The sequence below is a fragment of the Bacteroidales bacterium genome (genome assembly GCA_029210725.1).
Classification (GTDB): Bacteria; Bacteroidota; Bacteroidia; order Bacteroidales.
Genome location: JARGFM010000006.1, coordinates 62,286 through 87,154, shown reverse-complemented (window position 1 = coordinate 87,154; position 24,869 = coordinate 62,286). Strand labels below are relative to the sequence as shown.

Annotated in this window: 23 protein-coding genes and 1 pseudogene; 6 read left to right on the top strand and 18 right to left on the bottom strand. The window is 49.9% G+C overall.

The window, feature by feature from the left end; genetic code table 11:
• Window positions 1-68: 68 nt before the first annotated feature.
• Both P1P86_04975 and P1P86_04970 read right to left on the bottom strand, forming a co-directional pair.
• Window positions 69-1,784: a TonB family protein gene (locus tag P1P86_04975; protein ID MDF1574527.1), complete on the bottom strand. Its 1,716-nt coding sequence runs from the start codon at window positions 1,782-1,784 to the stop codon at window positions 69-71.
• The gene (locus tag P1P86_04970) at window positions 1,777-2,160 is read right to left on the bottom strand and encodes a BlaI/MecI/CopY family transcriptional regulator (protein MDF1574526.1); all 384 of its coding nucleotides are present in this window, start codon (window positions 2,158-2,160) and stop codon (window positions 1,777-1,779) included. The genes P1P86_04975 and P1P86_04970 overlap by 8 nt, the downstream gene beginning before the upstream one ends.
• A 462-nt stretch (window positions 2,161-2,622) precedes the next feature.
• On the opposite strand from P1P86_04970, the gene P1P86_04965 reads away from it, so the two are divergent.
• Window positions 2,623-4,158: a YifB family Mg chelatase-like AAA ATPase gene (locus tag P1P86_04965; protein MDF1574525.1), complete on the top strand. Its 1,536-nt coding sequence runs from the start codon at window positions 2,623-2,625 to the stop codon at window positions 4,156-4,158.
• Window positions 4,159-4,185: 27 nt separating this feature from the next.
• Here P1P86_04965 and P1P86_04960 read toward each other — a convergent pair whose 3' ends face one another.
• The 11 genes and pseudogenes from P1P86_04960 to P1P86_04910 form a co-directional block, all read right to left on the bottom strand.
• Window positions 4,186-4,803 carry a rhodanese-like domain-containing protein gene (locus tag P1P86_04960; GenBank protein MDF1574524.1) on the bottom strand — a complete coding sequence of 206 codons (618 nt, stop codon included), beginning with the start codon at window positions 4,801-4,803 and terminating at the stop codon, window positions 4,186-4,188.
• Window positions 4,804-4,886: 83 nt separating this feature from the next.
• A complete protein-coding gene (locus P1P86_04955) occupies window positions 4,887-5,270 on the bottom strand; it encodes a YeeE/YedE thiosulfate transporter family protein (GenBank protein ID MDF1574523.1) in 384 nt (127 codons plus the stop codon).
• Window positions 5,271-5,276: 6 nt separating this feature from the next.
• A complete protein-coding gene (locus tag P1P86_04950) occupies window positions 5,277-5,477 on the bottom strand; it encodes a hypothetical protein (protein ID MDF1574522.1) in 201 nt (66 codons plus the stop codon).
• A gap of 19 nt (window positions 5,478-5,496) precedes the next feature.
• Complete coding sequence (locus tag P1P86_04945) at window positions 5,497-6,030, bottom strand: YeeE/YedE thiosulfate transporter family protein (protein MDF1574521.1); 534 nt, start codon at window positions 6,028-6,030, stop codon at window positions 5,497-5,499.
• Between the two features lie 26 nt (window positions 6,031-6,056).
• Window positions 6,057-6,467 (bottom strand): annotated as a pseudogene (nrfD, locus tag P1P86_04940) (polysulfide reductase NrfD).
• Window positions 6,468-6,534: 67 nt separating this feature from the next.
• Window positions 6,535-7,101: a polysulfide reductase NrfD gene (gene nrfD, locus P1P86_04935; protein MDF1574520.1), complete on the bottom strand. Its 567-nt coding sequence runs from the start codon at window positions 7,099-7,101 to the stop codon at window positions 6,535-6,537.
• 173 nt (window positions 7,102-7,274) lie between these two features.
• Window positions 7,275-7,640: a 4Fe-4S binding protein gene (locus P1P86_04930; protein MDF1574519.1), complete on the bottom strand. Its 366-nt coding sequence runs from the start codon at window positions 7,638-7,640 to the stop codon at window positions 7,275-7,277.
• Window positions 7,637-8,902 carry a molybdopterin dinucleotide binding domain-containing protein gene (locus P1P86_04925; GenBank protein ID MDF1574518.1) on the bottom strand — a complete coding sequence of 422 codons (1,266 nt, stop codon included), beginning with the start codon at window positions 8,900-8,902 and terminating at the stop codon, window positions 7,637-7,639. The genes P1P86_04930 and P1P86_04925 overlap by 4 nt, the downstream gene beginning before the upstream one ends.
• The gene (locus P1P86_04920; protein ID MDF1574517.1) at window positions 8,841-9,515 is read right to left on the bottom strand and encodes a molybdopterin-dependent oxidoreductase; all 675 of its coding nucleotides are present in this window, start codon (window positions 9,513-9,515) and stop codon (window positions 8,841-8,843) included. Before P1P86_04920 ends, P1P86_04925 begins: the two co-directional genes overlap by 62 nt.
• A gap of 236 nt (window positions 9,516-9,751) precedes the next feature.
• Window positions 9,752-10,912, bottom strand: a complete 1,161-nt coding sequence (locus tag P1P86_04915) for a hypothetical protein (GenBank protein MDF1574516.1) — start codon at window positions 10,910-10,912, stop codon at window positions 9,752-9,754.
• Between the two features lie 28 nt (window positions 10,913-10,940).
• Window positions 10,941-11,543, bottom strand: coding sequence for a molybdenum cofactor guanylyltransferase (locus P1P86_04910; protein MDF1574515.1), 603 nt, complete (start codon window positions 11,541-11,543; stop codon window positions 10,941-10,943).
• Window positions 11,544-11,617: 74 nt separating this feature from the next.
• Here P1P86_04910 and P1P86_04905 point away from each other — a divergent pair, with 74 nt between their 5' ends.
• Entirely contained in the window at window positions 11,618-13,207 is a 1,590-nt protein-coding gene (locus tag P1P86_04905) for an NAD(P)/FAD-dependent oxidoreductase (protein MDF1574514.1), read from the top strand.
• 59 nt (window positions 13,208-13,266) lie between these two features.
• Window positions 13,267-14,583, top strand: a complete 1,317-nt coding sequence (locus P1P86_04900; GenBank protein ID MDF1574513.1) for a Gfo/Idh/MocA family oxidoreductase — start codon at window positions 13,267-13,269, stop codon at window positions 14,581-14,583.
• A gap of 9 nt (window positions 14,584-14,592) precedes the next feature.
• On the opposite strand, the gene P1P86_04895 is transcribed toward P1P86_04900, so the two are convergent.
• From P1P86_04895 to P1P86_04880, 4 genes are read right to left on the bottom strand one after another with little or no spacing between them, the layout of a single operon-like run.
• Window positions 14,593-15,597, bottom strand: coding sequence for an SMP-30/gluconolactonase/LRE family protein (locus P1P86_04895; protein ID MDF1574512.1), 1,005 nt, complete (start codon window positions 15,595-15,597; stop codon window positions 14,593-14,595).
• A 2-nt stretch (window positions 15,598-15,599) separates the two neighbouring features.
• The gene (locus P1P86_04890; protein ID MDF1574511.1) at window positions 15,600-16,580 is read right to left on the bottom strand and encodes an SDR family oxidoreductase; all 981 of its coding nucleotides are present in this window, start codon (window positions 16,578-16,580) and stop codon (window positions 15,600-15,602) included.
• A complete protein-coding gene (locus P1P86_04885; GenBank protein MDF1574510.1) occupies window positions 16,580-17,305 on the bottom strand; it encodes a CPBP family intramembrane metalloprotease in 726 nt (241 codons plus the stop codon). The genes P1P86_04890 and P1P86_04885 overlap by 1 nt, the downstream gene beginning before the upstream one ends.
• Before the next feature lie 26 nt (window positions 17,306-17,331).
• Window positions 17,332-18,861: an AMP-binding protein gene (locus P1P86_04880; protein ID MDF1574509.1), complete on the bottom strand. Its 1,530-nt coding sequence runs from the start codon at window positions 18,859-18,861 to the stop codon at window positions 17,332-17,334.
• Window positions 18,862-18,976: 115 nt separating this feature from the next.
• Here P1P86_04880 and P1P86_04875 point away from each other — a divergent pair, with 115 nt between their 5' ends.
• The gene (locus tag P1P86_04875; GenBank protein ID MDF1574508.1) at window positions 18,977-21,211 is read left to right on the top strand and encodes a TonB-dependent receptor; all 2,235 of its coding nucleotides are present in this window, start codon (window positions 18,977-18,979) and stop codon (window positions 21,209-21,211) included.
• A gap of 12 nt (window positions 21,212-21,223) precedes the next feature.
• Here P1P86_04875 and P1P86_04870 read toward each other — a convergent pair whose 3' ends face one another.
• Window positions 21,224-21,970 carry a T9SS type A sorting domain-containing protein gene (locus P1P86_04870; GenBank protein MDF1574507.1) on the bottom strand — a complete coding sequence of 249 codons (747 nt, stop codon included), beginning with the start codon at window positions 21,968-21,970 and terminating at the stop codon, window positions 21,224-21,226.
• A 127-nt stretch (window positions 21,971-22,097) separates the two neighbouring features.
• On the opposite strand from P1P86_04870, the gene P1P86_04865 reads away from it, so the two are divergent.
• Together P1P86_04865 and P1P86_04860 are read left to right on the top strand one after the other, a co-directional pair.
• Window positions 22,098-24,392, top strand: a complete 2,295-nt coding sequence (locus P1P86_04865; GenBank protein MDF1574506.1) for a sodium-translocating pyrophosphatase — start codon at window positions 22,098-22,100, stop codon at window positions 24,390-24,392.
• Window positions 24,393-24,635: 243 nt separating this feature from the next.
• On the top strand, window positions 24,636-24,779 hold the full coding sequence (locus tag P1P86_04860) for a hypothetical protein (GenBank protein ID MDF1574505.1): 144 nt from the start codon (window positions 24,636-24,638) through the stop codon (window positions 24,777-24,779).
• Window positions 24,780-24,869: the final 90 nt, after the last annotated feature.

The following is a 24,869-nucleotide window of genomic DNA, read 5'->3' as shown; positions in this document are numbered from 1 at the left end:
CCAGGTAAAAGGGACCGCCCGTACCGGACGATCCCCCCTTCTTCTTGGATCGGCTTATTTATCCAGGATTATTTTGCACTGCCGTCGAACGGGATGGACATAACATACCATACTTTCACGGCTTTCCCTCTTTGCTTGCCGGGTGTCCAGTCAGGCATTTCGCTGATCACCTTCAGGGCCGGAGCATCCAATTCTGCATAGCTGCTTCTGAGGACCTCACCCTTCACAGCTTTACCCTCTTCGTTGATTAAGAAGCGAACGATTACCTCACCTCCAATCCCCTGCTCTTTTACCTTTTCCGGGTATTCCAGGTTGGAATAGATATAGGCTTTCAGAGCACCCAGGCCCCCGGGATACTTGGGCATGTCTTCCACCACGTAGAATACCTCTCCGTTTATCTCGATGGATTCCATTTCATCTTTTCCCGAGACCTCCGCTGTTTTCTTTGTGGTGATCATGACCACCCCGTCTTTGGCCTTGTATTTTTTCACCATTTCACTGTCGGGGTCCTTGAAGACTGAAATATTATCAATGGATTCGGGATCCAGCTTATCAATCTCTTTTACCACTTTTCCATCCACCACAAAGACAGGCTGAGCATCCGATCCGTCCTTTTGTTTAATGGTGAAGGTTCCGGAAGACTTCCCCTTCACTTCCATAGTCACCGTCTCCAGGTCCAGGGTATAGGTTTCTACTTCAAGTTTCAGGGGCTTCTTCCCTATTTCGGAGGCCTTTACAACCAGGGAACTGTACCCAACAAAAGAGATCACCAGTTCCGGGTCTCCCTCTACGCTCAGCATAAAGGACCCGTCTTTATCCACTACGCAACCGACGGTGCTATTACGGATCACAACAGAGGCACCCATGGCCGGCTCTCCGGTATCGGCAATGACTACCTTGCCCTTTACAGTTTTTTGTTGGGGAGTCATGCCGGTGGTGAGACCCAGGGTGATCAATATCACGGGTATCAAAAGGGCAATTTTAATGAGTCCCAGGGGCGATTTTTTTGGCTTTTTCATCATTTTAAATCTTTTAAGTGTTAAGGAATGATTAAACGGAGCGCCCAGCCGGAACACATTCACCCCCAGGGTGTGGTTCATAAGCTGTGCTTTGTAACGAGCGGGATTAATACCGGCCGAAAGGACCTGCCTGTCGGCCAGATGCTCGTGATTTTCTTTAATCATCCTGGAAATAAGCCATGAGAAGGGATTGAACCATGTAAGCAGCAGGGTAAGCTCCATCAGCATCAGGTCGATGAAGTGGAGCTGCTGAATATGTGCTTTTTCATGGAGGAGTACGTTATCAAGATTTTCCTCTTCCCTCAGGGATGCAGGAACAAAGATCCTGTTAAACAGGGTAAATACCTGGTCATTTTTAATATAGGCCACACCCTGGTCGTCGTGCATGCGGAGCCAGGTGAAGTTCCATTTTAATATGATGAACAGATTTTTCAGGAACATGATGCTAAGACCGGCCAGATAAATAAAAATGATCACCTGCAGCCAGTTGATGCTCAGTCCGGCTGATGCCCCGGCATTTTCGAATTGCACTGCCCGGGCACCTGGTGTATCCAGATCAATGAAAACAGTAGGAGTCAGGTCGACTGCCAGGCTTACCTTACGGAAAGTGATAAATGGAAAGATCCATGCGGCAGCTATTCCTGCAAGCAGGTAAAAACGCTTGATATGCAGGTTGGGGTCGTTGCGGAAAAGGAAATAGTAGGGCAGGAATATGATGGCAATTCCGGCCGATACTTTGAGCAGGTAGATAAAAGGATCATTCATGATTGCCGGAATTTTTAAGTTCAGTTTCAATTTCTGAGATCAGTTCATGCAGATCTCCCATATCCAGGTCATTTTCCCTGGCGAAAAAGGCTGCCATCCTTGAAAAGGAACCATCGAAATAGTCTGATACAATCCCCGATAAATAAGCCCTGAGATACTCTTTTTTTTGTACCAGCGGGTAGTAAAGGTAGGTGGTCCCCACGGCTTTATGACCTACAAACTTTTTTTTCTCCAGAACACGTACCACCGTCGAAACGGTGGTATACGGAGTATTGGGTTCCTCCAGTTGGCTTATGACCTCCCTGATGGTGGATTCTCCGAGTTTCCACAGGATCAGCATAATCTCCTCTTCCGCCTTTGTAAGTCTTCTGGTCATAGTAAAATTGTTGTACCCTGCAAATATACAACTTGTTTTTACGTAAAGCAACTATAAATGCAGTAGATTAACTAAAAAGACAGTAAAATAACTATGACAGAGGAATTAACTGCATGAATACCAGCATTGTAAGTGCTTAAGATAAATTTCCTGTTCCGTGCTGACCTTAGGCTTCCATGATGGTGGAAAGGGATGCAGCAGCAAAGCAGAGGTAAACAGATGCAAAGAAGAGGTAACTCCCGCACTTTTTCCTCTAGCCCCCGACATTCTTGGGTTTTACCGGAGATATCGTCATCTTCCTTGTAATAGGAACTTGCCACAGCGTATAGGGTCCGTGTTACCGGAGTTAGTAATAGTAAGATTCATTTTTTTTGGAGGTGAATTTTTGTGCAAAATAATTTCCTGCTGAAGGTAGATGAGCTTTACCGTGGGCTCATTAACCAGTAATGCAAACAGCTTCGTATGCTTATCAAGACATTCAGCAGTTCGGTGCATGGAATCAGTGCGCTGAAAATCTCCATCGAGGTTCATATTACGCAGGGGATCAGGTTTTTTATTGTGGGACTGGCCGATCATGCCATCCGGGAGAGCCAGCAGCGTATCGAATCGGCCCTGGGCAATAATGGATTTGAATGGCCCCGCTACAGGGTGGTCATCAACCTGGCGCCTGCCGGTATGCGGAAGGAAGGGAGCCACTTTGATCTGCCTATTGCCATCGGGATCCTGGCCGCAAGCCGGCAGGTAAGCGACAGCCGTCTGGCCGATTACCTGATCCTTGGTGAATTATCTCTGGATGGTGGTGTGGTAGCTGTAAAAGGAGTCCTCCCCATGGTATTGCTGGCCAGGGAGGAGCAATTCAAAGGCGTCATTGTTCCTCTGGCAAATGAAGCAGAAGCCCTGGTGGTAGATGGAGTTGAGGTGGTGGCTGTTTCGACCCTGAGCGCCGTGGTTTCTTTTTTGAACGGGAAAGCTCTGAAGTCAAGCCCCGGCAATAATAAAACAGCTCCGGTGAAAGGGCCCCTTCCCTGCGAGTCTGATTTCTCAGAGGTTAAGGGCCAGGCTGCGATCAAACGGGCCCTGCTTATTGCTGCGGCAGGATCACATAACCTGATTCTTATCGGTCCACCAGGATCGGGGAAGAGCATGATGGCCCAGAGACTTCCCGGAATTCTGCCGCCCATGACCCTGGAGGAATCCCTGCAAACCACCCGGATCTATTCTGTAGCCGGCAGGGTAAGTAAGGAAAACGGGCTGATCAGCACCAGGCCCTTCAGGACGCCACACCACTCCATTTCCAATATTGCCATGATCGGGGGTGGGAGTTCTCCTCAGCCTGGGGAGATCTCCCTGGCTCATAATGGTGTTCTGTTTCTGGATGAGCTTCCCGAATACAAAAGAGCGGTTCTGGAGGTGATGCGTCAACCATTGGAAGACCGGGAGATTCATATTAGCAGGGCCGCATACCGGGTAAGCTACCCTTCGGATTTCATGCTGATAGCTGCCATGAATCCATGTCCCTGCGGCAATTACAACCATCCTGCAAGAGAGTGCAGCTGCGGTCCGGGTGTGATCAAGCAATATCTTTCGAGGATATCGGGTCCCTTGCTGGACCGTATCGATATACACCTGGAGGTGGTTCCGGTTCCTTTCGGTCAGTTATCTGAAAAGGAGCCTTCAAAGGGCAGCGCAGCTATGAGGGAAGCGGTAATCCGGGCGCGGGAAATTCAGTTTAAAAGGTTTAAAGGATCCGTTCATGTACGGAGCAATGCCCGGATGGGGCCTGCCCTCCGAAACCGGCATTGCTCCTTGGATAAGTCCGGGGCCTGGATGATGAGGCTGGCCATGGAACAGCTTGGTCTCTCCGCAAGGGCTTATGACCGGATATTGAAAGTGGCACGCACTATTGCCGATCTGGAGGGTTCCGTAAATATTCTAAGTTCCCACTTATCGGAAGCAATTAATTACCGCAACCTGGACCGCGAAGGCTGGTCCGGATAGCCAGAAAAATTCTTTACAGGGTTTGTTTTAGCATCCTCCCTCCACCCGTTTCTTCGCGGGACGGGGGGCAATCTTTGGAAGATCAGGGGCCGGCTGACTGCTGCTTTCCACAAGGGCTCCTCCGCCGAGTGCCTGGCTGGCACCTTTTCGGAAATCGTACCTGGCAATCTCCTCGTCGGGGCTGGTGGATGAGGGCGGAGTGGGATTCATAATCGTTTCCACCCAGTAATTCAGGCCACCCTGCAACACGTAGTTATTCTGGTAACCCAGTTGCCGTGTGAGCATCCAGGCCTGGTTGGAATTGACCGTTCCGTTGGAGTAAAACACATTGTAACGAAGGTCCTGGTGGAGGTAATCCTTCCATTGATCTTCCAGCAGCGAGGCAAGCGGGATATTGATGGCGCCGGGGAGGTGGAATTTATCGTACTCATCTTCACTTCTGACATCGATCAGAACCAGCGAAGGGTCTTTGCTGACCAGCATGTGTGCCACTTCATCGGGCGAGAAATACTGCATCCCGCTGTTTAAATACTCCAGCATATCCTGGGGAGAGAGTTTATACGGATGTGTGGTATTGGCCGGAACGGCGGCCAGGATCAGGCCCAGGGGGACGATAATCAGGGCTAAAAATATTCTTGGTTTCATGATGCTGGTTTTTCTTTATGATACACTATAGTTCTTAAAACGAATCATTCCTGCTTTTGTTTGCAGGCAAATTGATACACTTGCTAATATTCCTCCCGGGAGAACTTTTTTTCGGCCCATTCCCCCACCCAGAACATGCCCAGGGCTACAATGATAATCCCCAGCACAACCACCCTGTCTTTCAATCCAAGTGCCTGGGGAAGGGTGGGGCTTCCTTTGAAGGAACCTTTGTAGAAGGGTTCCAGCAGGGGATAGGCCTCAGCAAAAATGAGTATTCCAAGGAATAATCCGCCAATAAAGAACAGGGCATCGATTTTCCCGATGGAAGCAGCACAAAAGCTGGTGCCCGGACAAAAACCTCCGGTGATGAAACCAGCGCCCATGATGGCGCCGCCAATGATAGTCGACCAGAGGTAGGTGGGATTGATATAGACCATATCCAGGTCGATCCAGTTAAACAGGCTCATAAACAGCTATCCCAGCATGGCCACGATAGCCGCAGTAAAAAATACCTTAAGTACAACCGTATCGTAACCGTAAAACACTCCGGCCAGTTTCCGGCTGGAGGAGAAACCACTGCTTTCCAGGATAAAACCGAAACCTGTTCCTATGAGGAAGGCCAGAAAGAAGTTGGTGTTTTGAGAGATGATATCATTAATAATTAAAGGTCCCATGATTGTGAAATAAAATGGGTTAAATCCAGTTTTTCCTGAAGAACCAGGCCAGGGCAAAAGCGGTTCCAAAAATGAATGCCATAGAAATAAAGCCTCCCAGGGAAAGCATGCCCATGCCGCTTAATGCCGAGCCACTGGTGCATCCACGACCCAGTTGCGATCCAAACCCAAATAGGATCCCTCCAAGGACGGCAAAAACGATGCGGCGTTTTGAGGTGATCCCGGGGGAGTGTTCCACTTTGAATTTCAGGCGGTTAAAAACAGCCCCTGAGAGAAAGGCTCCCACAATGACCCCAAGCATCTGAAATACCAGCCACGATTTCATGGGTCCTTCGGTGTGCGAAGCGTTGTATTCCTGGTAGAACTTTGCATTTTCAGCATGCCCGGGTGCCAGCGTATTGACGGAGGCCACGATAGCGCTTTTGGCAGCGCCACTGGCACCCAGGCCCCTGCCCGAAACAAAGTTGGCAGCGATCAGTACCAGGCCCAGCAACACACCCCCCCAGGTAGGGATTGATGTACCGGCTTTTTGTCTTTGGTTTATTTGATTCACTCATTATGGATAGTTTATTAAGTTATTTAATAGAGCCACCTGCTTTCCTGGCCGGCAAAGGAAATGATAAAACGCAGCATCAGGCTTCCGAAAAGAACAAGAGTAGCCGGGATCACCACAGGAATTTTAAATTTTTTCAGTTCCAAAACCTCCAGGATGACCGGGACAATCATTCCAAGGATCACCACAAAGATCCAGAAGGGGGCTGTCCAGGGCCCTCCCAGGAAAAGTTTTGCTGCTTCGATCTGTACCTGGGTGCTGGCCAGGAAGCCCATGAACATATGGATAATCAGGAAGAGCTCCACCACAATAATACCGATATCGATCCTGGAAAACATGTTCCTTTCCTTATGTTTCTGTGAAAACAGCATAATCACGGCCGCACCTGCTGAAAGGCCTGAAGCCAGGAACAGAGGACCAAGAATCGAAGTGTTCCAGAGAGGTCTGGCGTTGAATTACGCGAGCGCATTCCCCGTAGCTCTGCTGCGGGGTAAGCGAGCACATTTAAAATAAACAATTAATAGATGATTCCTCGCAGCTTGCTGCGAGGAGAATCAATGCCGAAAAAAGGATCCCCGTATACACCCCGAGAATGATGGAACTTATCGCCATGACCCAGGCGATAGCTATTTTCTGTTTAAGAAAAAAGGACTCCAGATTCTTTATGATTTCATACTTCCAATCCCATTTGGGAAAGACCTCCCTGATATGGATGGCCGACCAGATAAAGGACAATGGGGTGACCAGCATAAGAACCCACGCGCCCCAGGACATGGGCGATTCCAGGCGAATGGTGGTGTACAATCTCCAGAAATAGAGCTGATGTTTCAGGTCAAGAAGCAGAGCCAGCAGCCCCGCGATCAATACCCAGGGTACGATATGCGGTGCAATTTTTACAGCGGCACGATACTTGTTTTCCTTTCCCATCAGGGTGAAAAAGGCAGCAAAAAAGAGGATCCCTGCGGCCAGTCCGCCCAGAAAAAGATAGAGGGGAATCTGCCAGTGCCAGATATGCAGCTGGGGATCAATCAGGTAGTTGTTGCGTCCGCTGACAATAATCTCTTCTCTCATGGTTCTGTTAGATAAGGAAATACAACTGGGGATCGGTCCCTGCTTCAGGGATCAGGGTTTTATATTTTCGGACTTTCAGGATCTCTGAAACGGAACTCCTGGAATCGTCCAGGTCTCCAAAATACATGCATTTGGTGGGACATGCGGCAACACAGGCCGGTTCCAGTCCCTTTTTAACCCTGTGAATACAAAATGCACTTATCCACATAACCATCGAGATGCGGATAACGGGCATCGTAAGGACAGGAGGTAATGCAGGCCCCGCATCCGATGCACTTGTTGGGAGTGACCAGAACAATGCCTCCATCGGCATAGTGACTGGCACCGGTGGGGCAGCAGCGTACACAGGGTGCATTGTCGCACTGGTTGCAGCGTTCAGACCGGATCTCTATCTCCAGCCGGGGGTAGGTTCCGTCTGTGACTTCCACCACCCAGTCGCGGCAATACCCGATACGTACCTTGTTTTCGGTCTGACAGGCAACCACGCAGTCGCTGCAGCCTACACACTTCTTCGTATCTATGGCCATGGCGTATCTCATGATGCAGCCTCCTCTTCTTTGGGTTCAAACCTGAAGGTGACAAAATTGCCCCTCATTCCCGTCCCTCCCATAATGGGATCCAGATGAACCCGGGTAATCAGCTCCGAATCACTGGCCCCCCTGCCATAAGCCCTGGAGAGTTTATCATTGGTATGCCCGAATCCATGTACCATGTAAACACTGTCCCAGCGGGTTCGCTCGGTAACACGTGCCCGGATGGGAAAGGAGGAGCGTACCCCGTCCTGATTCTCCAGCCAGATATACTGTCCGTTTTCAATTCCCCATTCACCGGCCACCTTCGGATTGATCCAGGCCGTATTCTCATCCATCTGGTCTTTTAAGAGCGCATTATTGGCGGTCCGTCCAAAGGTATGCATGGGTGCCCGTCCGTAATTAAGGCGGTAATATCCTGGCGGGGGCTCTTCGTGAGGAGTATAAACCGGCAGGGGGTCAAATCCCTCGGCAGCCAGTTCCGTACTGTAGAGTTCTATTTTTCCGGTATTGGTATTGAACTCCACCTCCTGGTCCGGATCATTGTAGAGATCATCGTAAGAGCGTTCGAAGGTTTTCACCCCGATGCGCTTCATCTCCTCCAGGGAGGAGCCTGCCTGTTTGAGCTGCCAGTCGAGCATCTCTTTGATGGAATTCCAGCTGAAATAATCTTCCAGCCCCAGGCGTTTGGCCAACTCTTTCGCCATCCAGTAGGCTGGTTTGGTATTGTAGAGAGGATCGGCAGCAGGCATTCGCAGAGCGATGGCCGGCTTGCGGTGAGGGGAATCGCGGATCGTATCATAACGCTCCAGGTAGGTATATTCGGGGAGTACCACATCGGCCCAACCGGTTATGGCCATGGGCATGGTATCGATCACGACCAGCAGTTCCAGCGCCTGTATGGCCTCTAGCAATTTAGGCGTATCGGGAATGGTTTTGATCAGATTCGTACCGTTCACGATCCATCCTTTGAAGTTGCAGCCCCTGTTCACATCCGGGATGGTGGCATCGCAAATCCCCGAAGCAATGGTCTCATAGGCCAGGTTGTATTTCCCGGGATAGGCATCTCTCCAGGTTCTTTTTGGAGTCGGGAATGGCGGATGGGGCCAGTCGGGAATGGTGACGGTTTCCGGATTATAGAATCCGCCTCGTTGTCCCCAGGATCCAGGCCAGCAGGAGGGCCAGGTCGGTGGCCGGTTTGATGGGCAGCTAGTATTTGGATTTGCTGGCAGCAATGCTGTAACGGGGATCCACCGTAATAATGGACGCACCTTTGTTGATGGCATCGGACATTTCCTGAACCTGTCCGTTATGCATGTTCTCACCCAGGTGAGCCCCGATCAGCACCAGACATTTGGTATCCCGGATGTCGATTCTCTCCGGACTTCCCACTCCTTCACCGAAGGTCATATGATAGGCCACTTCACGCGGACCCCGGCACTGTGCATAAGAGGGAGCGGCAATGTTGTTGGATCCGAAAGCTTTCAAAAGGGTTCCGAAGTATTTTCCTCCTGAGCCGTGGGTCAGCAATGCGGTGCATTCGGGGCCATGTTCCTCTGCGATGGCTCTCATTTTTTCGGCTATGTAATCAAATGCTTCGTCCCAGGAAGCTTCCCGGAAGATCGTCCTGCCCCTCTCTTCGGTACGGATCAGAGGTCTTTTCAGGCGGTCCTCGTCATAGTACATGCCAGGGCCTCCTGTTCCGCGGGGACATAAGCGACCGTTGCTGTGCTGATCCTCCTCATTTCCAACCACTTTCCAGATCTTTCCTTCCGGGTTCTTATAGACCCACCCGGCGCACTTCCAGAAGCAGATTTCGCAAATGGTGGGCGTCCGGTCGGTATTTATACTGAGTTCGGTCCCTTGGGGCGGAGAAGAGGACAAGTTCTTTTAAACAGCTAAACTTTATGCACTTACGGCCAATCCTCCCATGCCCAAACCAGAAATCCTTATAAAATCTCTTCGGCTAGTCATCGAATGGTCCTTTAATGAAATGAAGTTAAAAATCTGAGAGTGTAAAAGTAATTTTTATATATCTAAAAACATAGATATGTGAATTTATATATGTATTATAAAACCATATAAATCAGCATAATAAGTCTATGTAGAATTGAAATAAATTAGTCCTGAAACTCTTTCTGGTAGTAGTTCATCCACATTTCAGCCTCCACAAGCATATCTGAAAATGCCTGGAAGTGCTTCCTGAGGAAATTGGAGAGCCTGGCTGAGCGATCAAGCATGGCCGGTAATGAGTTGAAAGCCAACGACAGGGCTGCATAGGCTTTACCGAATCCCAATCCCAGGAGGTAGCCTGTTACCATTGGATTTCTGATTTCCACAGAGAGCCCGGAAAATGCAGATACGATCAGTACCGCACGCAGGCTCATCTCCAGACCTACCAGAAAACCGTTTTGAATCATGAAGTTACTGCCATCCTGAGGATGACAGAAGAGGCCTGCAAGCAAAGTCATCAGTACCAACTGACTCCAGAAAAAGGGTTTTTTAAGGCGGTGAATGATACGTTTGTAGTACAGGAGCAGGAAAAGCAGGTATAGTCCGGATGGAACCAGGGCTTGAAGCTGAAGGCCAAAACGGTTGATCAGTAAAAGGAGGCCAGGGATCATCAGTACAGGCATAAACAACAATACGATCCGGAAAGCCTGGTTTGGATCTGCTTCCTGCCCGGCCGAAACAAAAGGATCTGAAGCTTTGGGAACGGAGCCGGGCGCGTTCTGTTTTTGCAGGGCTCTTTTGCCCAGGAGGCTGCCAGCAAGTGCAGCAGCTGCCCCCAGCAGTATATACAGGACTATGATTCCGGTAATCAGGTCCCTGGATTCCGCATTTTCCAGGCCAAGTTGTTTTTGGATGAAGCGGAACAGGTTGACATAAATATTTACCAGGTCGTTTCCATAAAGAATAAAAAGGCTGGCCAGTTTATGCATGATGGTACTTAGAAGAGCAGCAATTCCGGCCATGATATAAGCGAACATATTTCTGCCCAGCAGATAAATGAGCAGTTCCATGACCAGGGCCTCCATCATGATTCCGGTCATCGGGCCCAGGATCACGGCACTGGGGGAAAGAGATTTCATTAATCCACAGATAAGCCCGGCCCTCCAGATGAGCCCGGTTTCGTTCCAGATCTGCAAAAAGGAGATCATCCAGATAACCGAGAAGGTAGCCAGGATGGTGCCGGAAAAAGGCAGATGCAAATTGTGCAGAAGACTCCCCACTATAATCTCAAAACTGGCCCATAATCCGCCTGCCACAGCCGCTTTCAATCAGATGGAATTGATCTCTCTCTTCATCTTAATCTGTTTTAAAACCTGGGGGCAGGCGCTGGAGATCCTCCTTGCTGTTAATATTAAGGAACAGATCGGTTTGCCAGCATTTCATATCCCTGGTGATCGGGACCACCCTGCTGGGGCAGCGGTCCAGCAAATGGTTTACCTTATAATCCTTCTGTCTGATCATCTGCCCGATTACTTCCAGGACATTTTTGTGATAGAGGCCACAGAGAGGCTCCGCTTGTTTCCCGGGCATGGCCGGCAGCACCAGATCATAGCGGTCTCTTTCAGAGATAAGCAGCCGGAACAGGGATTCATTGACCAGGGGCAAGTCGTAGGAGAGCACCAGGTTCAGATCGGAAGATGACTGTTTCAGGCAGCTGAATATCCCCCCCAGGGGACCAATTCCTTTGATTTCATCACAGACTTTCCTGTGAGGAACCCGGGAAATGGAATCGCTGTAGCTGCTGATCAGGATCTCATCACAGAGCCCTTCCAGCACCTTCAGGGGGTGCTGATAAAGAAGCGCGCCTCCAATAACGAGGGTGCCCTTTTCAACACCCATTCTCCGGCTCTTTCCACCTGCCAGAAGGATTCCGGTTATTTTTGTGCTGCTGGTCTTCATGAATCTTACGGAAAACCGACGCAAGGTATAAATCTTTATCCTAAATTAGAGGTATAATTTCCAATCCCGGTATCATGAAAAGCAGCATTCAACTGAAAAGAGACAGTGTAAGGTCGAATTATTCCGGGGCTAAGGAATACGATCTTGTGATCATCGGAGCGGGATTGAGCGGTCTGTCTTCAGGGATGATGTGGCAGAAAAACACGGAGGGCAAGCGTACCCTGATTGTAGAGAAAAACAGCTACCCCGGCGGATACAGTACGGCCTATGAACGCGAAGGCTATGTTTTTGAGACCACTCAGCTCTTTCCCGATATTATAGATATTCTGGAGTACCTGGAGATTGACCTGGATCTGAAACAGTATAAGGGTGATTTCATGCGCCGGCTGGTGGTAAGCGGCGACCAGGTAGAGGAGTATAAGATTCCTGCCGGGGCGGAGAATTTTAAAAATTACCTGGTTGAACTTTTTCCCGATGATGCCCGGAAGATCAGGGCGCTGATGGATTATTCGGTGGATATGTTCAGGCAGGTTCGCAAATTAAAGGCCAATTCCACCCTGAAGGATAAACTAAAGATCCCTTTCCAGGCTCCCAAGGTGGTGGCAAATCTGAACAGAACCTATTCGGGACTGCTTGATAAGTTCGGGATTACCAATCCGAAGCTAAGGGAGGTGATGGAGACTTTCACCTCCTTTTCCGGGGTTCCCTCGGACCGGGCATCCGCCATCATGGCCACAGGGGCCATGCTCTCGTCCATGACCCGCTGTTTCAGGCCCTACGGGTTTTTCGATGAATTTCCGGCCAGGATGGCTTTGCTGTTCCAGGAACGCGGGGGTGAAATCTTATTTAATGCAGAAGTGGAAAAGATCCTGGTAGAGAACGGGGTGGCCAGGGGGATCAGGGTGAAAGGGGAGGAGGAACCCATTCTGGCGGAAACCCTTATTACTACTGTTGATCCCATGCTGGCCATGCGCACCCTGGTGGGCGATCAACATCTGCCGGATGCCTATGTGGACAAGCTGAAAAATACCATAATGTCGGTCTCCTCCATCAATGTGGCCCTGGGACTGGACGATAAGATCGATATGAAAACCCTGGATCTGGATTATCCATACAACGTGGTATCGACCGGACTGGGCACTGCCGAAAAGTTGTTCCAGGCTTATCTGAATGGGGATCAGGCTTTTTCTGAAGAATGTTTCCATATGGCGCTTATCTGTCCCTCGCTTACCACCGGTGCAAAGAATACGATTACTCTCCGGTGTACCCCCTTTGCCCTGGGACAGTGGAAGGAGTGGAGGGACAGCGATTATCCCAGGTACAAGGCGGAGAAGGAAAAATGGGCCGGCTTCTTTATCGGCATTGCTGAGAAGTACTTCATCCCCGATCTTAGTAAGCATGTGGTGGTGAAGGATATTGCCACACCGGCGACCTATGCCAGGTATTCGGGATCTCCAACAGGAAGCCTGTATGATATGGCCTCTCTGGTCACGCAGTTCGGACCCAAACGGCTGCCCATGAAAACTCCCATAAAGAACCTTTATCAGCCCAAGTTTTCCCATGGCCTTTACGGAACCATGATGAATGGAGTGCAGGTGGTGGACCTGTTGCTGGACCGGAAGTTTAATCAGGGGAACTCCCTTTTTGCTCCCCTTAACAGATAAATCATTAGTTTTATTCAGCAAACAAGCAACTAACTTATAAACCATTTAAGATTTTACCTATGCCTACCAACAGAAGAGAATTTATCAGGAAATCTGCAGCTGCCACTGCATTAATTGGAATGACTTCCCCCTTTTCCACCCTGAAGGGAGGAATACTCGGTGCCAATGAAAAACTGGTCTGCGGAGTGATCGGGGTCAATGGAATGGGCTTTTCCGATCTGAGAGCTTTCCTGAACCTTCCCAATACCGAGTGTGCTGCTCTTTGTGACGTGGATCAGAACGTACTTGATAAGCGGATAAAGGATGTGGAGAAGATCCAGGGGAAGGCCCCCAGGGCTTATAAGGATTTTCGTCATCTGCTGGAGCATAAGGGACTGGATGTCATTATTATAGGCACCCCGGATCACTGGCATACCATACCTTTTATATATGCAGCGCAGGAAGGTTATGATATTTATTGTGAAAAGCCACTGGCCAACACCATTGAAGAGTGCAATATCATGGAGAAGGCGGTGCAAAAATATGGAAATGTGGTGCAGATCGGACAGTGGCAGCGCAGTGATACTCACTGGCAGGATGCGATTAAATATGTACACTCCGGTCAGTTGGGGAAAATCAGGACCGTACGTGCCTGGTCCTACCAGGGCTGGATGAAATCGGTTCCCGTGGTAGCCGATTCGCCGGTTCCGGAAGGAGTGGATTATGATTTCTGGCTGGGTCCTGCTTCCAGGCGGCCCTTTAATAAAAACAGGTTCCATTTTACCTTTCGCTGGTTCTGGGACTATGCCGGGGGGATGATGACCGACTGGGGGGTTCATATCGTGGATTATGCACTTTTCGGTATGCAAAAGTATGCCCCTAAGTCGGTCATGGCCATGGGGGGGAAGTTTGCCTATCCGGAAGATGCCTGTGAAACTCCGGATACCCTTCAGGCCATTTACGAGTTTGATGATTTCACCATGCTCTGGGACCATGGAATCGGGATTGACGGAGGTTATTACGGCCGTTCACACGGAGTGGGTTTTGTGGGCAATGAGGGTACGCTGGTGGTGGACCGCGGCGGCTGGGAGGTAATTCCGGAACCCAAAGGAGGTCAGCCCACCCTGGATAGAATCGACCTGATCCAGGGAGATGGGAAGGGCCTCTCAAACCATATGGCCAATTTTATCGACGGCATAAAGAACGGTGCACCGCTGAACTGTCCGGTGGAGATTGCCGCAGGCGTGGCCCGGACCTGTCACCTGGGGAATGTGGCCTTTAAGACAGGCAGAAGATTATACTGGGATGCAGAAAAGAGCAAGTTTATCAACGATGCGGAAGCAGACAGCTATCTGACACCCACCTACCGGGAACCCTGGGTGCTGCCTGAAGTCTGAGTCGACTGATTAACGCAGCCTGATCCGCAGCAGGTACATATCTGCTGTTATATAGAGATAGCGGTTTTTTGCATCCAGGGTGCAGTTGGAAGTGGCCTGGCCGGTTTTTATGATGCCCAGGTGTTCTCCCCCGGGAGTCAGGATCCAGACTCCGCCGGGACCCGTAGCAAAGATAATTCCGTCGTTTCTCACCGCCAGTCCGTCCGGTGCTCCCCTGAGGCTGTCAGAGGCGGGTCGGGCATCGTAGAAGAGTTTTTCATTTTGGAGTAGTCCATCTTCCCTTAGCTCATATTCCATCCAGATGAAACCCGAAGGGCCTCCCGAATTGGCCACGTATAAGCGGCTTTCATCCGGTGAGAATCCAATCCCATTGGGTGCGGTGAGCTGGTCGGTCAGCAGGCTTACCTCCCCCCCGGGAGTGATCAGGAAGACGCCTGTGAAGTCTATTTCACGGAGGGAATCCTTAAATCCGAATTCCATGCCATAGGCAGGATCGGTGATATACAGATTTCCAGTGCTGCTGAATACGGCATCGTTGGGCGAATTAAAACGCTTTCCTTTCCATGCTCCGGCAAGGGTGCTGAACTTAGCTTCAGGAACATCGAGAGGGGCTTCCATCCTGGCCATCCGGCGGTCGCCATGCTGGCAGAGCACCAATTTGCCTTCTTTATCCAGCAGCAATCCGTTTGAGCCTGTCTCCCCGCCCCGGGCGATGGTGCCGGTATACCCCGAGGGTTTCAGATAGAGTTTCAGGCCGTCTTTTTCAGACCATTCAAAAATTGAGTTATTCGGGATATCTGAGAAGATCAGCTTTTTCTGTTCCCTGAGCCAGAGAGGGCCTTCCGACCATTCGAAGCCCTCGGCCAGTATTTCCGGAAGAGTGCCCGGAGCAATAATCTGGTCCAGTTGAGGGCTGAGACGTTCTATGGAACCTGTGACAGGGTATTCCTGTTTACTGCAGGATGCAAGAATCAGAACCAGTAAGCCGGCCGGGATGATAAGGGTAAGTTTCATGGTCAGGAGTTTTTAATCCATTGAACAGTTTGTCGGATGCCTGTCCGTGCCTCAGTGGGATGGTATCCGAGATCCCGGATCGCTTTAGCGGAGGAGACGATCCAGTTGTGGTTGAATTTGCGAACCAGAGCAGGGACTATCAAGGGGGGGCGACCTGTCAGAACGGAAATAACTTTCATAAATCCGGCAGCGGCAAGCATGAGCCAGAGGGGTACCTTAAAGAGTTTTTTTCGCACCCCGCTTGCTTCACGCACAAAGGCAAAGAGTTGCAAGTAGGAAATATTCTCCCCTCCAAGTACATAGCGTTCCCCATTTTTCCCTCTCTGCATGGCCAGCAGGTGCCCCCTTACTACATCCTCCACGAAGACATAGTTGCCCAGGCTCTTACCATTGCCGGGTATCAATCTCCACCTGCCTTCCACATATTGCTTGATCATTTTGGTAACCCCGTTGGATTCGCTCAGGTATCCCGGTCCATACACCCGGGTGGGATTGACAATGACCACCTCCGGATCTGTTGCCGTTCTCCCCAGTAATTGCTCTTCCAAACGGAATTTGGAAGCTTCGTACCCGGTAAAGAAGGAGGTGGGTGCCGGGGAAGATTCATGTACTGCTTCTTTTTCAGACGGACCCAGGATGCCGGCTGTGGAAGTGACCACCACCCGCCGGATCCCCTGCTGGCCTGCCTCCTGAATGACTGCCAGGGCTCCGTCCACATTCAGCCGGTAAACCAGAGACGGGTCTTTTGTCCAGACTCCGGCAAAAGCAGCGGTATGATAAGCCTCCCCGCACCCTTTCATGGCCCGCGCCAGGGACGATCTGTCCAGGATATCGCCTTTAAAAAGTGCCACATCCGGATGACAGATCAGCTCAGCTTTGGATTCGGAACGGTAGAGGGCATGAACCTGGTGACCATTTGCCACCAGCTGTTTCACCAGCTGGATTCCAATGAAACCGGTGGCTCCGGAAACGAATATCTTCATCAGGCGCCTCCTTTAATTGACATGTCCGGATGGACTTTCAGGGAGAACCATTCATTGCTGAGAGCCATTAAGGAGTGTAAAAGCACGGCACTCCAGATATTCCCGGTGATCAGGGTTAAACAGCAGAGGATGATTCCCGCGGGTATGGAACCAAAGGTTTCGCCCGGACCTTTATAGAAATGTGCAAAGGCATACAGGGCACAATTCAGGGCGATGGCCGGGACCGGTTCCAGCAACTCCAGGGAGGCATACAGTACAAATCCACGGAAGAGAAATTCATAGCCGATCAGGAATATGATCCAGGAAGCAGCACTTAAGATCAGCATACTCCGGGTCCACACTTTTGCCCTGATTTGCGGATAATTTTCCAGGTTGCCGGGATTCGGGGCGGCCAGATAACTCAGGAGAAGGATCAGGGGAATAAGCAGATAGGACCACCAGGGAGGTGCTGAAAGGAACCTGAAGCTAAGGCCATAGTCTTTTATACCCGCCTGGGGCAGGAGCAGAATGATCAGCAGGGAAATTGCTCCCAGAAACAGAAAGCCCAGCATACGTTGTGAAAGCACCTGCGTCCCCTGATGGTCCAGAATGCGGCACATACCGGAAAATCTCCTGCTGAAGTCAGGGTTGCGGGACAGAAAGAAATAGGCTCCGAATCCCGCCACCGCCCAAAGGATTGCCGTACTGAACCGCAGGTGTTCGGGAGTGAGAGGCAGCATGGTCATGGCATGATTCAGCTTATTCTCCGGATTTAATTGGCATCCGGGTTGTTAACCAAATCATTTACCAGTTCAGTGACGGAACGGAAATCAATCTTTCCGGTTCCCATCATCGGGAGTTCCTCAATGACGAAAAACTGCCGGGGCAGGGCAATGTTCGGAAGATCTTTTCCCATTTTCCGGAGGATGGCAATTTTATTGATATCTTTTGTGACTGCTGCTACAATAGTGGCTCCCTTGATTTCGTCGGGGATCTCTACGATGCAGCAGGAGACTCCTTCCGGAAGATGCTGCTCCATGACATTTTCCACCTTTACCAAAGAGACCATTTCACCTCCGATTTTAACAAAGCGCTTAAAGCGACCCGAGTGCCAGAGATAAGCATCCTCATCCAGGTAACCCATATCACCGGTGTTGTACCATCCATCCACAATCGCTTCTGCAGTCAGCTCCGGCTGGCCCAGATAGCCTTTCATAACCAGGTCCCCTTTTACCAGGATTTTCCCGACTTCGCCCGCTTTGCATTCTTTCCCGGTATCCAGGTTTTCGATCCTGACCTGCACATTAGGTATTACTTTCCCGATACTGCCCGGACGGTTGAATTCCAGGCTGTTGACTGAAACTACCGGCGAAGTTTCAGTGGCCCCATAACCCTCCATCAGCGTAACGCCATGTTTTTTCATATATCCCTCCCGCAAAGCATCGGGACATTTATCAGCCCCGGCTACCATGATACGCACACTTTTAAAGTCTCCGGGTTCTGATTTCTTCAGGTAGCCCCAGAAAAAACTTGGGGTGCCCACCATCAGGGTAGGCTTCTCTTCCCTGGCGATTTTACAGATTGTGGAAAACTCAGTGGGATTGGCATAGGTGACCATGGTCATTCCCTTTACAAAGGCCAGCCAGAGATTTACAGTAAGACCGAATATGTGAAAGAAGACCAGGTTGGCAAGCAAAATATCGTCTCCTGTAATTTTCTCATGCTCGCTGAAATTCTCAATATTTGAAGCCAGGTTCCGGTGGGTCAGCTGAACTACCTTGGGATCCTTTTCACTGCCACTGGTAAACAGGATGGCTGCATTGTCATCTTCATGACCCTTGTGGATACTGTTGAGGATTGTTCCGACGGGAAGTTTGGTCTTTAAGGCCGCTTTCAGCTTATCGGCGGTGCTTACACTCTTCATGATATCTTCGATCAGGACCATCCCTTCGATAAGCGGGCAATCAATTTTTTCGAGCAGAGCCCTGGAGGTTATGATGGTTTTGAAACTGCATTTTTCCTGGGCATATCTGGCATTGTTCTCAGCGCCTGTGGAATAGTTGATCATCACCGGAACCCGGCCGCTCATCAGTGCTCCGACAGTGGCTAGGGCACAGCCTGCCGAGGTGGGGATCATGATGCCGATATATCCCTTGTCATATTTTTGGAATTTCCTGGAAAGTATCAACGCTCCGATGAGCGCTCTTTCAAAGCTTACGTTGCTATGGGTGGTCTTATCTTTGATGGCCAGTTTTTTCCTGTACTTTTTCGCATTCCTGACGAATTGTTGATGAAGCAGCATAATGGGGATGATTTGGTTAAAAAAGGGTATTTTAGTTGGGTAAATATAATAAAAGGATCGAATCTTACATTTTCGTAACATACGAATTATCAGCCTCTGGGCACTGTGGCTGTTCGTGCCGGGAAAAGCACTGTGGGGACAGGCCCAGGGATCTGTTACCGGGCAGGTTACAGATGCCGGCTCCGGAGACCCATTGATTGCTGTCCATGTAAGTACCGACAGGCACACAGGTACCACCACTGATCTGAACGGAGCTTTTTCGCTTTCACTTGATGCGGGGGAACACCTTGTGGAGTTCTCCTATATGGGTTATTCAGATCTGCGTAAGGAGATTATCCTGAGGGAGGGGGAAATCCTTCACCTGGAGATCGGGATGAGCAGAAGCAGTAAAATGCTGGATGAAGTGGTTGTCAGTGCCGGCAAATATGAACAGAAGTTGTCTGAAGTCACCGTTTCCCTGGAGGTGATCAAACCACACCAGCTTTCAAATCAGAACATCTCTTCCCTGGATATGATCCTGGAGAAGACACCGGGGATCAGTATCCTGGATGGGCAGCCCAGTATCCGGGGAGGAAGCGGGTTTAGTTATGGTGTTGGAAGCAGAGTACTGATGCTGGTCGATGACCTGCCTATGATCTCAGCGGATGCCGGGGATATCAAATGGAACTACATGCCCGTGGAAAATCTGGGTCAGGTAGAGGTAATAAAAGGCGCCTCTTCGGTTTTATATGGTTCCTCGGCCCTGAATGGAGTAATTAACCTGAAGACACGCAGTCCGGACCTGGACCCCCGGACTGAAGCCACTCTCTTTGGCGGAGCCTATTTGAATCCGGCACGCAAGGAGCTGATCTGGTGGGACCGCAGACCTTTGTTTGCCGGTGCATCCTTCAGTCATCTCCGGAAAATAGGGAAGTTCGACCTTTCCCTGGGCGGGAACTATTTCAAAGATGAAGGCTACCGGGAAGGGGATTATGAAAGCAGGATCCGGGGGAATCTGGGACTCAAATACCGTAGTGCAAAAATCCAGGGTCTCACACTGGGTCTTGCTGCCAGTGGCATGGTGGCCGACCAGTCAGATTTTCTGCTCTGGCAGGATGCTGGTTCAGGGGCCTATCTTCAGAACCCTGAATCGATGACACCCCTGAAGGGCAACAGATATAACATAGATCCATCGGTGGAATACCTGACTGGAAGAGGGAACAAGCACTCTCTGAAAACCAGGTTATACAGTGTGGGGAATGTTACTATAAATGACGAAAGGAGCAGTGCCTCAAAACTATGGTATCTGGAGTACCGCTATTTAAAAAGATTCCGTAAAAGGACCCACTGGACAAGCGGGATTTCATTTTCAAGGAATACGGTGCTGGCAGGCCTTTATGACAATCATAAGGGATCAAATAGTGCCATCTTCTCACAGTTGGACGCTCATCTGTTTAAAAAACTGCAGGTTTCTACGGGTCTTCGATGGGAGCTCAATAGCCTGAATGGGGAGCTGTTTTATTCACTCCCCGTTCTGAGAGCCGGCCTGAGCTATCAGGCTGGGGAAGGAACATTCATAAGATCCTCCATTGGTCAGGGATACCGCTTCCCTTCGGTGGCCGAGAAGTTTGCCGATGCAAATATCGGAGGATTAAAGATCTTTCGGAATCCGGAACTGGATCCCGAACGAGGCTGGTCATCTGAAGTGGGGGTAAAGCAGGAGATTGCTCTGGGGCGTTGGCTTGGACTGGCCGATCTGGCTCTTTTCTGGACGGAATATAATAATATGATTGAGTATACATTCGGAGTGTATCCTCCCACACCCGACGATGTTCCAACTATTGATGATGTGGGTTTTAAAGCATTAAATACAGGTACGGCTAGAATCAACGGGCTTGATGGTAAAATTTCCATGATGGGAATGATGGGACCACTGGGACTCCGGTTTTCGGGAGGGTATACCTGGATGAACCCGGTTGATCCTTCACTTCTGGATTCTGTCCAGCTGGTAAATGAGGAGGGACATATCCTGAAATACAGGCGCCGGCATCTGCTGAAGATGGATTTGGAACTTGAGGCCTGGAAGATTTTTGCTGGCATCAATCTTCAGTATAATTCACGGATGATCAATGTGGATATCGCCTTTATTGATCCTGGAATTGGAAATCTGATTCTTCCGGGCTTCCCCAATTACTGGGAGGAGCATGCCACCGGTTATACCGTACTGGATCTCAGGATAGGGTGGAGCATCACAGAAATGATCCGGATGACTGCCATACTCAGGAATGCCCTGAATGTAGAGTATCTGGGAAGACCCGGTGATATTGGTCCGCCCCGTAACATCACCTTGCAGCTACGTTTTAATCTTTGATCCCGGAGATTCCTATCTGGATTTTAAAAGCCTCCCGGAAAAGCCGGCCGCAGGGGTTCTTACCCGGTAGAGATATATGCCCGGCTCCAGCTTTCTGCCATCAAAAGAAAAATGGTGAGAACCGGGAGCAAGCATATCTGATTCGTGGTGCACCAGAACGCCCAAAATGTTGTATATACTTAATTCCACCTGCTCCCGGACCGGGGTATAGCAGGCCAGCCGGGTTTTATCTGAAAATGGATTTGGAACATTCTGGAATACCTGAAATTCTGAATGCGAATCCGGATCAATCCCCAGTACTTCAACCACTCGAATCACTATGGAAGAATCATCTAAAAAGGGGATTTTGGTGGGTATTCCCATTATATCAATGGTTGCTCCAATGTGAATTTCCAGTTTGAACTCTCCTGTTTGCGTGGGTGTACCCGTAAGCTGAATACAATAAGAGGTATCCGGAAAGAAAACATCGGCATTGGGGAAGTAGTCTATTCCGGGAGGAAGGTTCTTTACCGAGTCAATTTCAATGTAGTCAATGTTCCACATTTCATATGGCGGGGGAGCGGACCCTGGCGCTATAACGGTAACCACTTCATCGTAGAGCACAGCCAGGCCGGCATCGGGCAGCTTATCCGGACAGAATTGCCCGGGGGCACCGATATCAATGCAATTTACTGTATCTGGGATGCACTGGGCGGAGATCTGCATGGAAGTTAAGAATCCTATGATCAAGATGGCCGGCAGAATCGGAGTTCTATACATGGGCTTTTAAAGATTTGTAACTCTAAAGATAAGATCAAATTCATCCATTGTCAATTTAATATCATTCTAAAAGCATTTTCTATATCTTTGCTTTTTCTTTCAAACTAAACACTTAAAGCTTAGAGTTATGAGTAATATTTTCGCACTATTCTGGTTGCTTCCTCTGGCTGCTGTCGTAGCACTGGTTTTTGCCTGGTATTTCTTCAAAGTCATGATGAAGAATTCAGAAGGAACCGACCGGATGAAGGAGATTGCACAGTATGTTCGTGAAGGAGCTATGGCCTATTTAAAACGCCAGTACCGGGTGGTTGGATACGTATTTGGTGTTTTACTGATCATCTTAATCCTTCTTGCCTATCTGGGAGTACAGAATCCCTTTGTGCCTGTGGCCTTCCTGACCGGTGGGTTCTTTTCCGGACTCTGTGGATTTTTAGGAATGAAAACAGCCACCTTTGCTTCGGCCAGAACTGCACACGGTGCCTCAAAATCTCTGAATAAGGGACTGCAGGTAGCCTTTCGCAGTGGCGCGGTCATGGGTCTGGTCGTGGTAGGATTCGCCCTGCTGGATATCACCGGGTGGTTCTGGGTACTGAATAAATTTGTTTTCAGTCCTGAAAACATGGAACATGGCCTGCACTGGATGGGCCTGACCTTTGTTCATGAAGGAACGACCAACCACGAGAAATTGGTCGAGATCACCGCAGTGATGCTTACTTTTGGGATGGGAGCTTCGACCCAGGCCCTCTTCGCACGTGTGGGTGGTGGTATTTATACCAAGGCGGCCGATGTGGGAGCCGATCTGGTTGGGAAAGTGGAAGCCGGCATTCCTGAGGATGATCCACGTAACCCTGCTACCATTGCCGATAACGTAGGCGATAATGTGGGAGATGTGGCCGGAATGGGTGCTGACCTCTATGAATCCTATGCAGGTTCCATACTGGCTACTGCCGCCCTGGGAGCTGCTTTACCAGGGCTTTCGGGTGCGGAGCAGGGAATGGCTGTGGTGGCCCCGATGATTGTTGCCGGTATTGGCATTGTTCTTTCTATTGCGGGGATTTTTATGGTCCGGGCAAAAGAATCTGCTACTCAGAAAAACCTGCTGAATGCCCTCCTGCTTGGTACAGGAGGCAGTTCTTTTCTGATCCTTGTTGCCATGGCTGTCATGGCTTCCCAGGGATGGGTAAGCTGGGGCATTTTTGGTGCTGTGGTTGCGGGTCTGGCTGCCGGGGTGATCATCGGACAGGGAACAGAACTCTTTACTTCCGATGAATACAAGGCGACCAGGGGAATCGCAAAACAAACCCAACAGGGAGCGGCTACCACGATTATTGACGGGATGGCTGTTGGAATGTACTCCACCTGGATTCCGGTGGTTACCATCGTGATTGCCATTATTGCAGCTTTTGGATTTTCCGGTGGTTTTGCAGAATTTTCCAAGGGAGTTTACGGAATTGGTTTTGCCGCTGTTGGGATGCTCTCCACTCTGGGGATCACTCTGGCTACCGATGCTTTTGGTCCTATTGCCGACAATGCCGGAGGAAATGCTGAAATGGCCGAGCTTCCCCCCGAGGTCCGGGAACGGACCGACGCCCTGGATATGCTGGGTAATACAACTGCAGCCACTGGTAAAGGATTTGCCATAGGATCGGCTGCCCTGACAGCCATGGCGCTTCTTGCTGCCTATATGGAAGAGGTAAGGCTCTGGCTTGGCAGACTGGCAGACAAGACCGCTGACGGATTTGAACGGATAGGGGATACCCTCTTTTATACGGATCATGCTCCTGCAGCTGCTGACGGGCTGAATGTGGTTCAGTTGAACAGTGCCACTATTCATGATTTTGTGGCTGCTTATGATCTTTCGATTTTCAATCCCATGTTGCTGGGGGGCATCTTTATGGGCGCCATGATGGCTTTTGTATTCTGTGCCATGACCATGAAGGCCGTGGGCCGGGCTGCCGGATCCATGGTGGATGAGGTGCGCAGGCAGTTCCGGGAGATCCCCGGAATTATGGAAGGCAAAGCCACCCCAGAATATGCCAAGTGCGTGGAGATTTCCACCAAAGGTGCACAAAAGGAAATGCTGCTTCCTTCCCTGCTGGCAATTGCCGTTCCAGTGGGCATCGGACTGCTCCTGGGTGTTGCCGGGGTAGTCGGACTGCTTGTCGGCGGACTGACCACCGGGTTCACCCTGGCAGTGATGCTGAATAATGCAGGAGGTGCCTGGGACAATGCCAAGAAGTATATTGAAAAAGGGAATTACGGAGGAAAAGGAAGTGAGTCACATAAGGCTGCTGTGGTTGGAGATACAGTAGGTGATCCTTTCAAGGATACTTCGGGACCTTCACTGAACATCCTGATTAAATTGATGACCATGGTTTCTGTGGTTATGGCCGGCCTGACGGTGGCCTTCGGTATTTTCTAAAAACAGTTTTTATATCATTCAGATCAGGGGCTGTCTCGCGAGGGGCAGCCCCTTTTTGGTACAATCCAGGTATCATTGACTTTTAGAGGGTAATTCCTTACCTTGATCAGTCTTGCTGAGAATCTTTACTTGGGCTGGCTTGAGCGCAGGAACCGGTTTGTTTTCTCTGTGAAACGGATTTTATATATTACTGATATTACTAAGGCCTTGATTCTGTTGGATTAAGCCATTAAGCCGATACGTATGGATCGAAAATTACTCTTCACCCAGTTTGTAGTCTTTTGGTGTACCGGTGTTTTAGCGCAACCCCGGGATCTGGTTGCCGCCTCGGGAGCTTCCTTCCGCAACAGTTCCGTTTCCATCGGGGAGAGGTTCCTGGCGAACTGACAAGAACTGACTTCAGTTTACTGGCACCTGCTAGGTACGTTTTAAAAGTGACTGACAAGATATAGGAATCCAGAATATTTCAAATCGTAG

Excerpts from the sequence above, each read along its gene's own strand:
- P1P86_04975 (MDF1574527.1), bottom strand. The coding sequence starts at position 1,784 with ATGAATGATCCTTTTATCTACCTGCTCAAAGTATCGGCCGGAATTGCC.
- P1P86_04970 (MDF1574526.1), bottom strand. The coding sequence starts at position 2,160 with ATGACCAGAAGACTTACAAAGGCGGAAGAGGAGATTATGCTGATCCTG.
- P1P86_04965 (MDF1574525.1), top strand. The coding sequence starts at position 2,623 with ATGCTTATCAAGACATTCAGCAGTTCGGTGCATGGAATCAGTGCGCTG.
- P1P86_04960 (MDF1574524.1), bottom strand. The coding sequence starts at position 4,803 with ATGAAACCAAGAATATTTTTAGCCCTGATTATCGTCCCCCTGGGCCTG.
- P1P86_04955 (MDF1574523.1), bottom strand. The coding sequence starts at position 5,270 with ATGAGCCTGTTTAACTGGATCGACCTGGATATGGTCTATATCAATCCC.
- P1P86_04950 (MDF1574522.1), bottom strand. The coding sequence starts at position 5,477 with ATGGGACCTTTAATTATTAATGATATCATCTCTCAAAACACCAACTTC.
- nrfD (MDF1574520.1), bottom strand. The coding sequence starts at position 7,101 with ATGAGAGAAGAGATTATTGTCAGCGGACGCAACAACTACCTGATTGAT.
- P1P86_04930 (MDF1574519.1), bottom strand. The coding sequence starts at position 7,640 with ATGAGATACGCCATGGCCATAGATACGAAGAAGTGTGTAGGCTGCAGC.
- P1P86_04910 (MDF1574515.1), bottom strand. The coding sequence starts at position 11,543 with ATGAAGACCAGCAGCACAAAAATAACCGGAATCCTTCTGGCAGGTGGA.
- P1P86_04905 (MDF1574514.1), top strand. The coding sequence starts at position 11,618 with ATGAAAAGCAGCATTCAACTGAAAAGAGACAGTGTAAGGTCGAATTAT.
- P1P86_04900 (MDF1574513.1), top strand. The coding sequence starts at position 13,267 with ATGCCTACCAACAGAAGAGAATTTATCAGGAAATCTGCAGCTGCCACT.
- P1P86_04895 (MDF1574512.1), bottom strand. The coding sequence starts at position 15,597 with ATGAAACTTACCCTTATCATCCCGGCCGGCTTACTGGTTCTGATTCTT.
- P1P86_04890 (MDF1574511.1), bottom strand. The coding sequence starts at position 16,580 with ATGAAGATATTCGTTTCCGGAGCCACCGGTTTCATTGGAATCCAGCTG.
- P1P86_04885 (MDF1574510.1), bottom strand. The coding sequence starts at position 17,305 with ATGACCATGCTGCCTCTCACTCCCGAACACCTGCGGTTCAGTACGGCA.
- P1P86_04880 (MDF1574509.1), bottom strand. The coding sequence starts at position 18,861 with ATGCTGCTTCATCAACAATTCGTCAGGAATGCGAAAAAGTACAGGAAA.
- P1P86_04870 (MDF1574507.1), bottom strand. The coding sequence starts at position 21,970 with ATGTATAGAACTCCGATTCTGCCGGCCATCTTGATCATAGGATTCTTA.
- P1P86_04865 (MDF1574506.1), top strand. The coding sequence starts at position 22,098 with ATGAGTAATATTTTCGCACTATTCTGGTTGCTTCCTCTGGCTGCTGTC.
- P1P86_04860 (MDF1574505.1), top strand. The coding sequence starts at position 24,636 with ATGGATCGAAAATTACTCTTCACCCAGTTTGTAGTCTTTTGGTGTACC.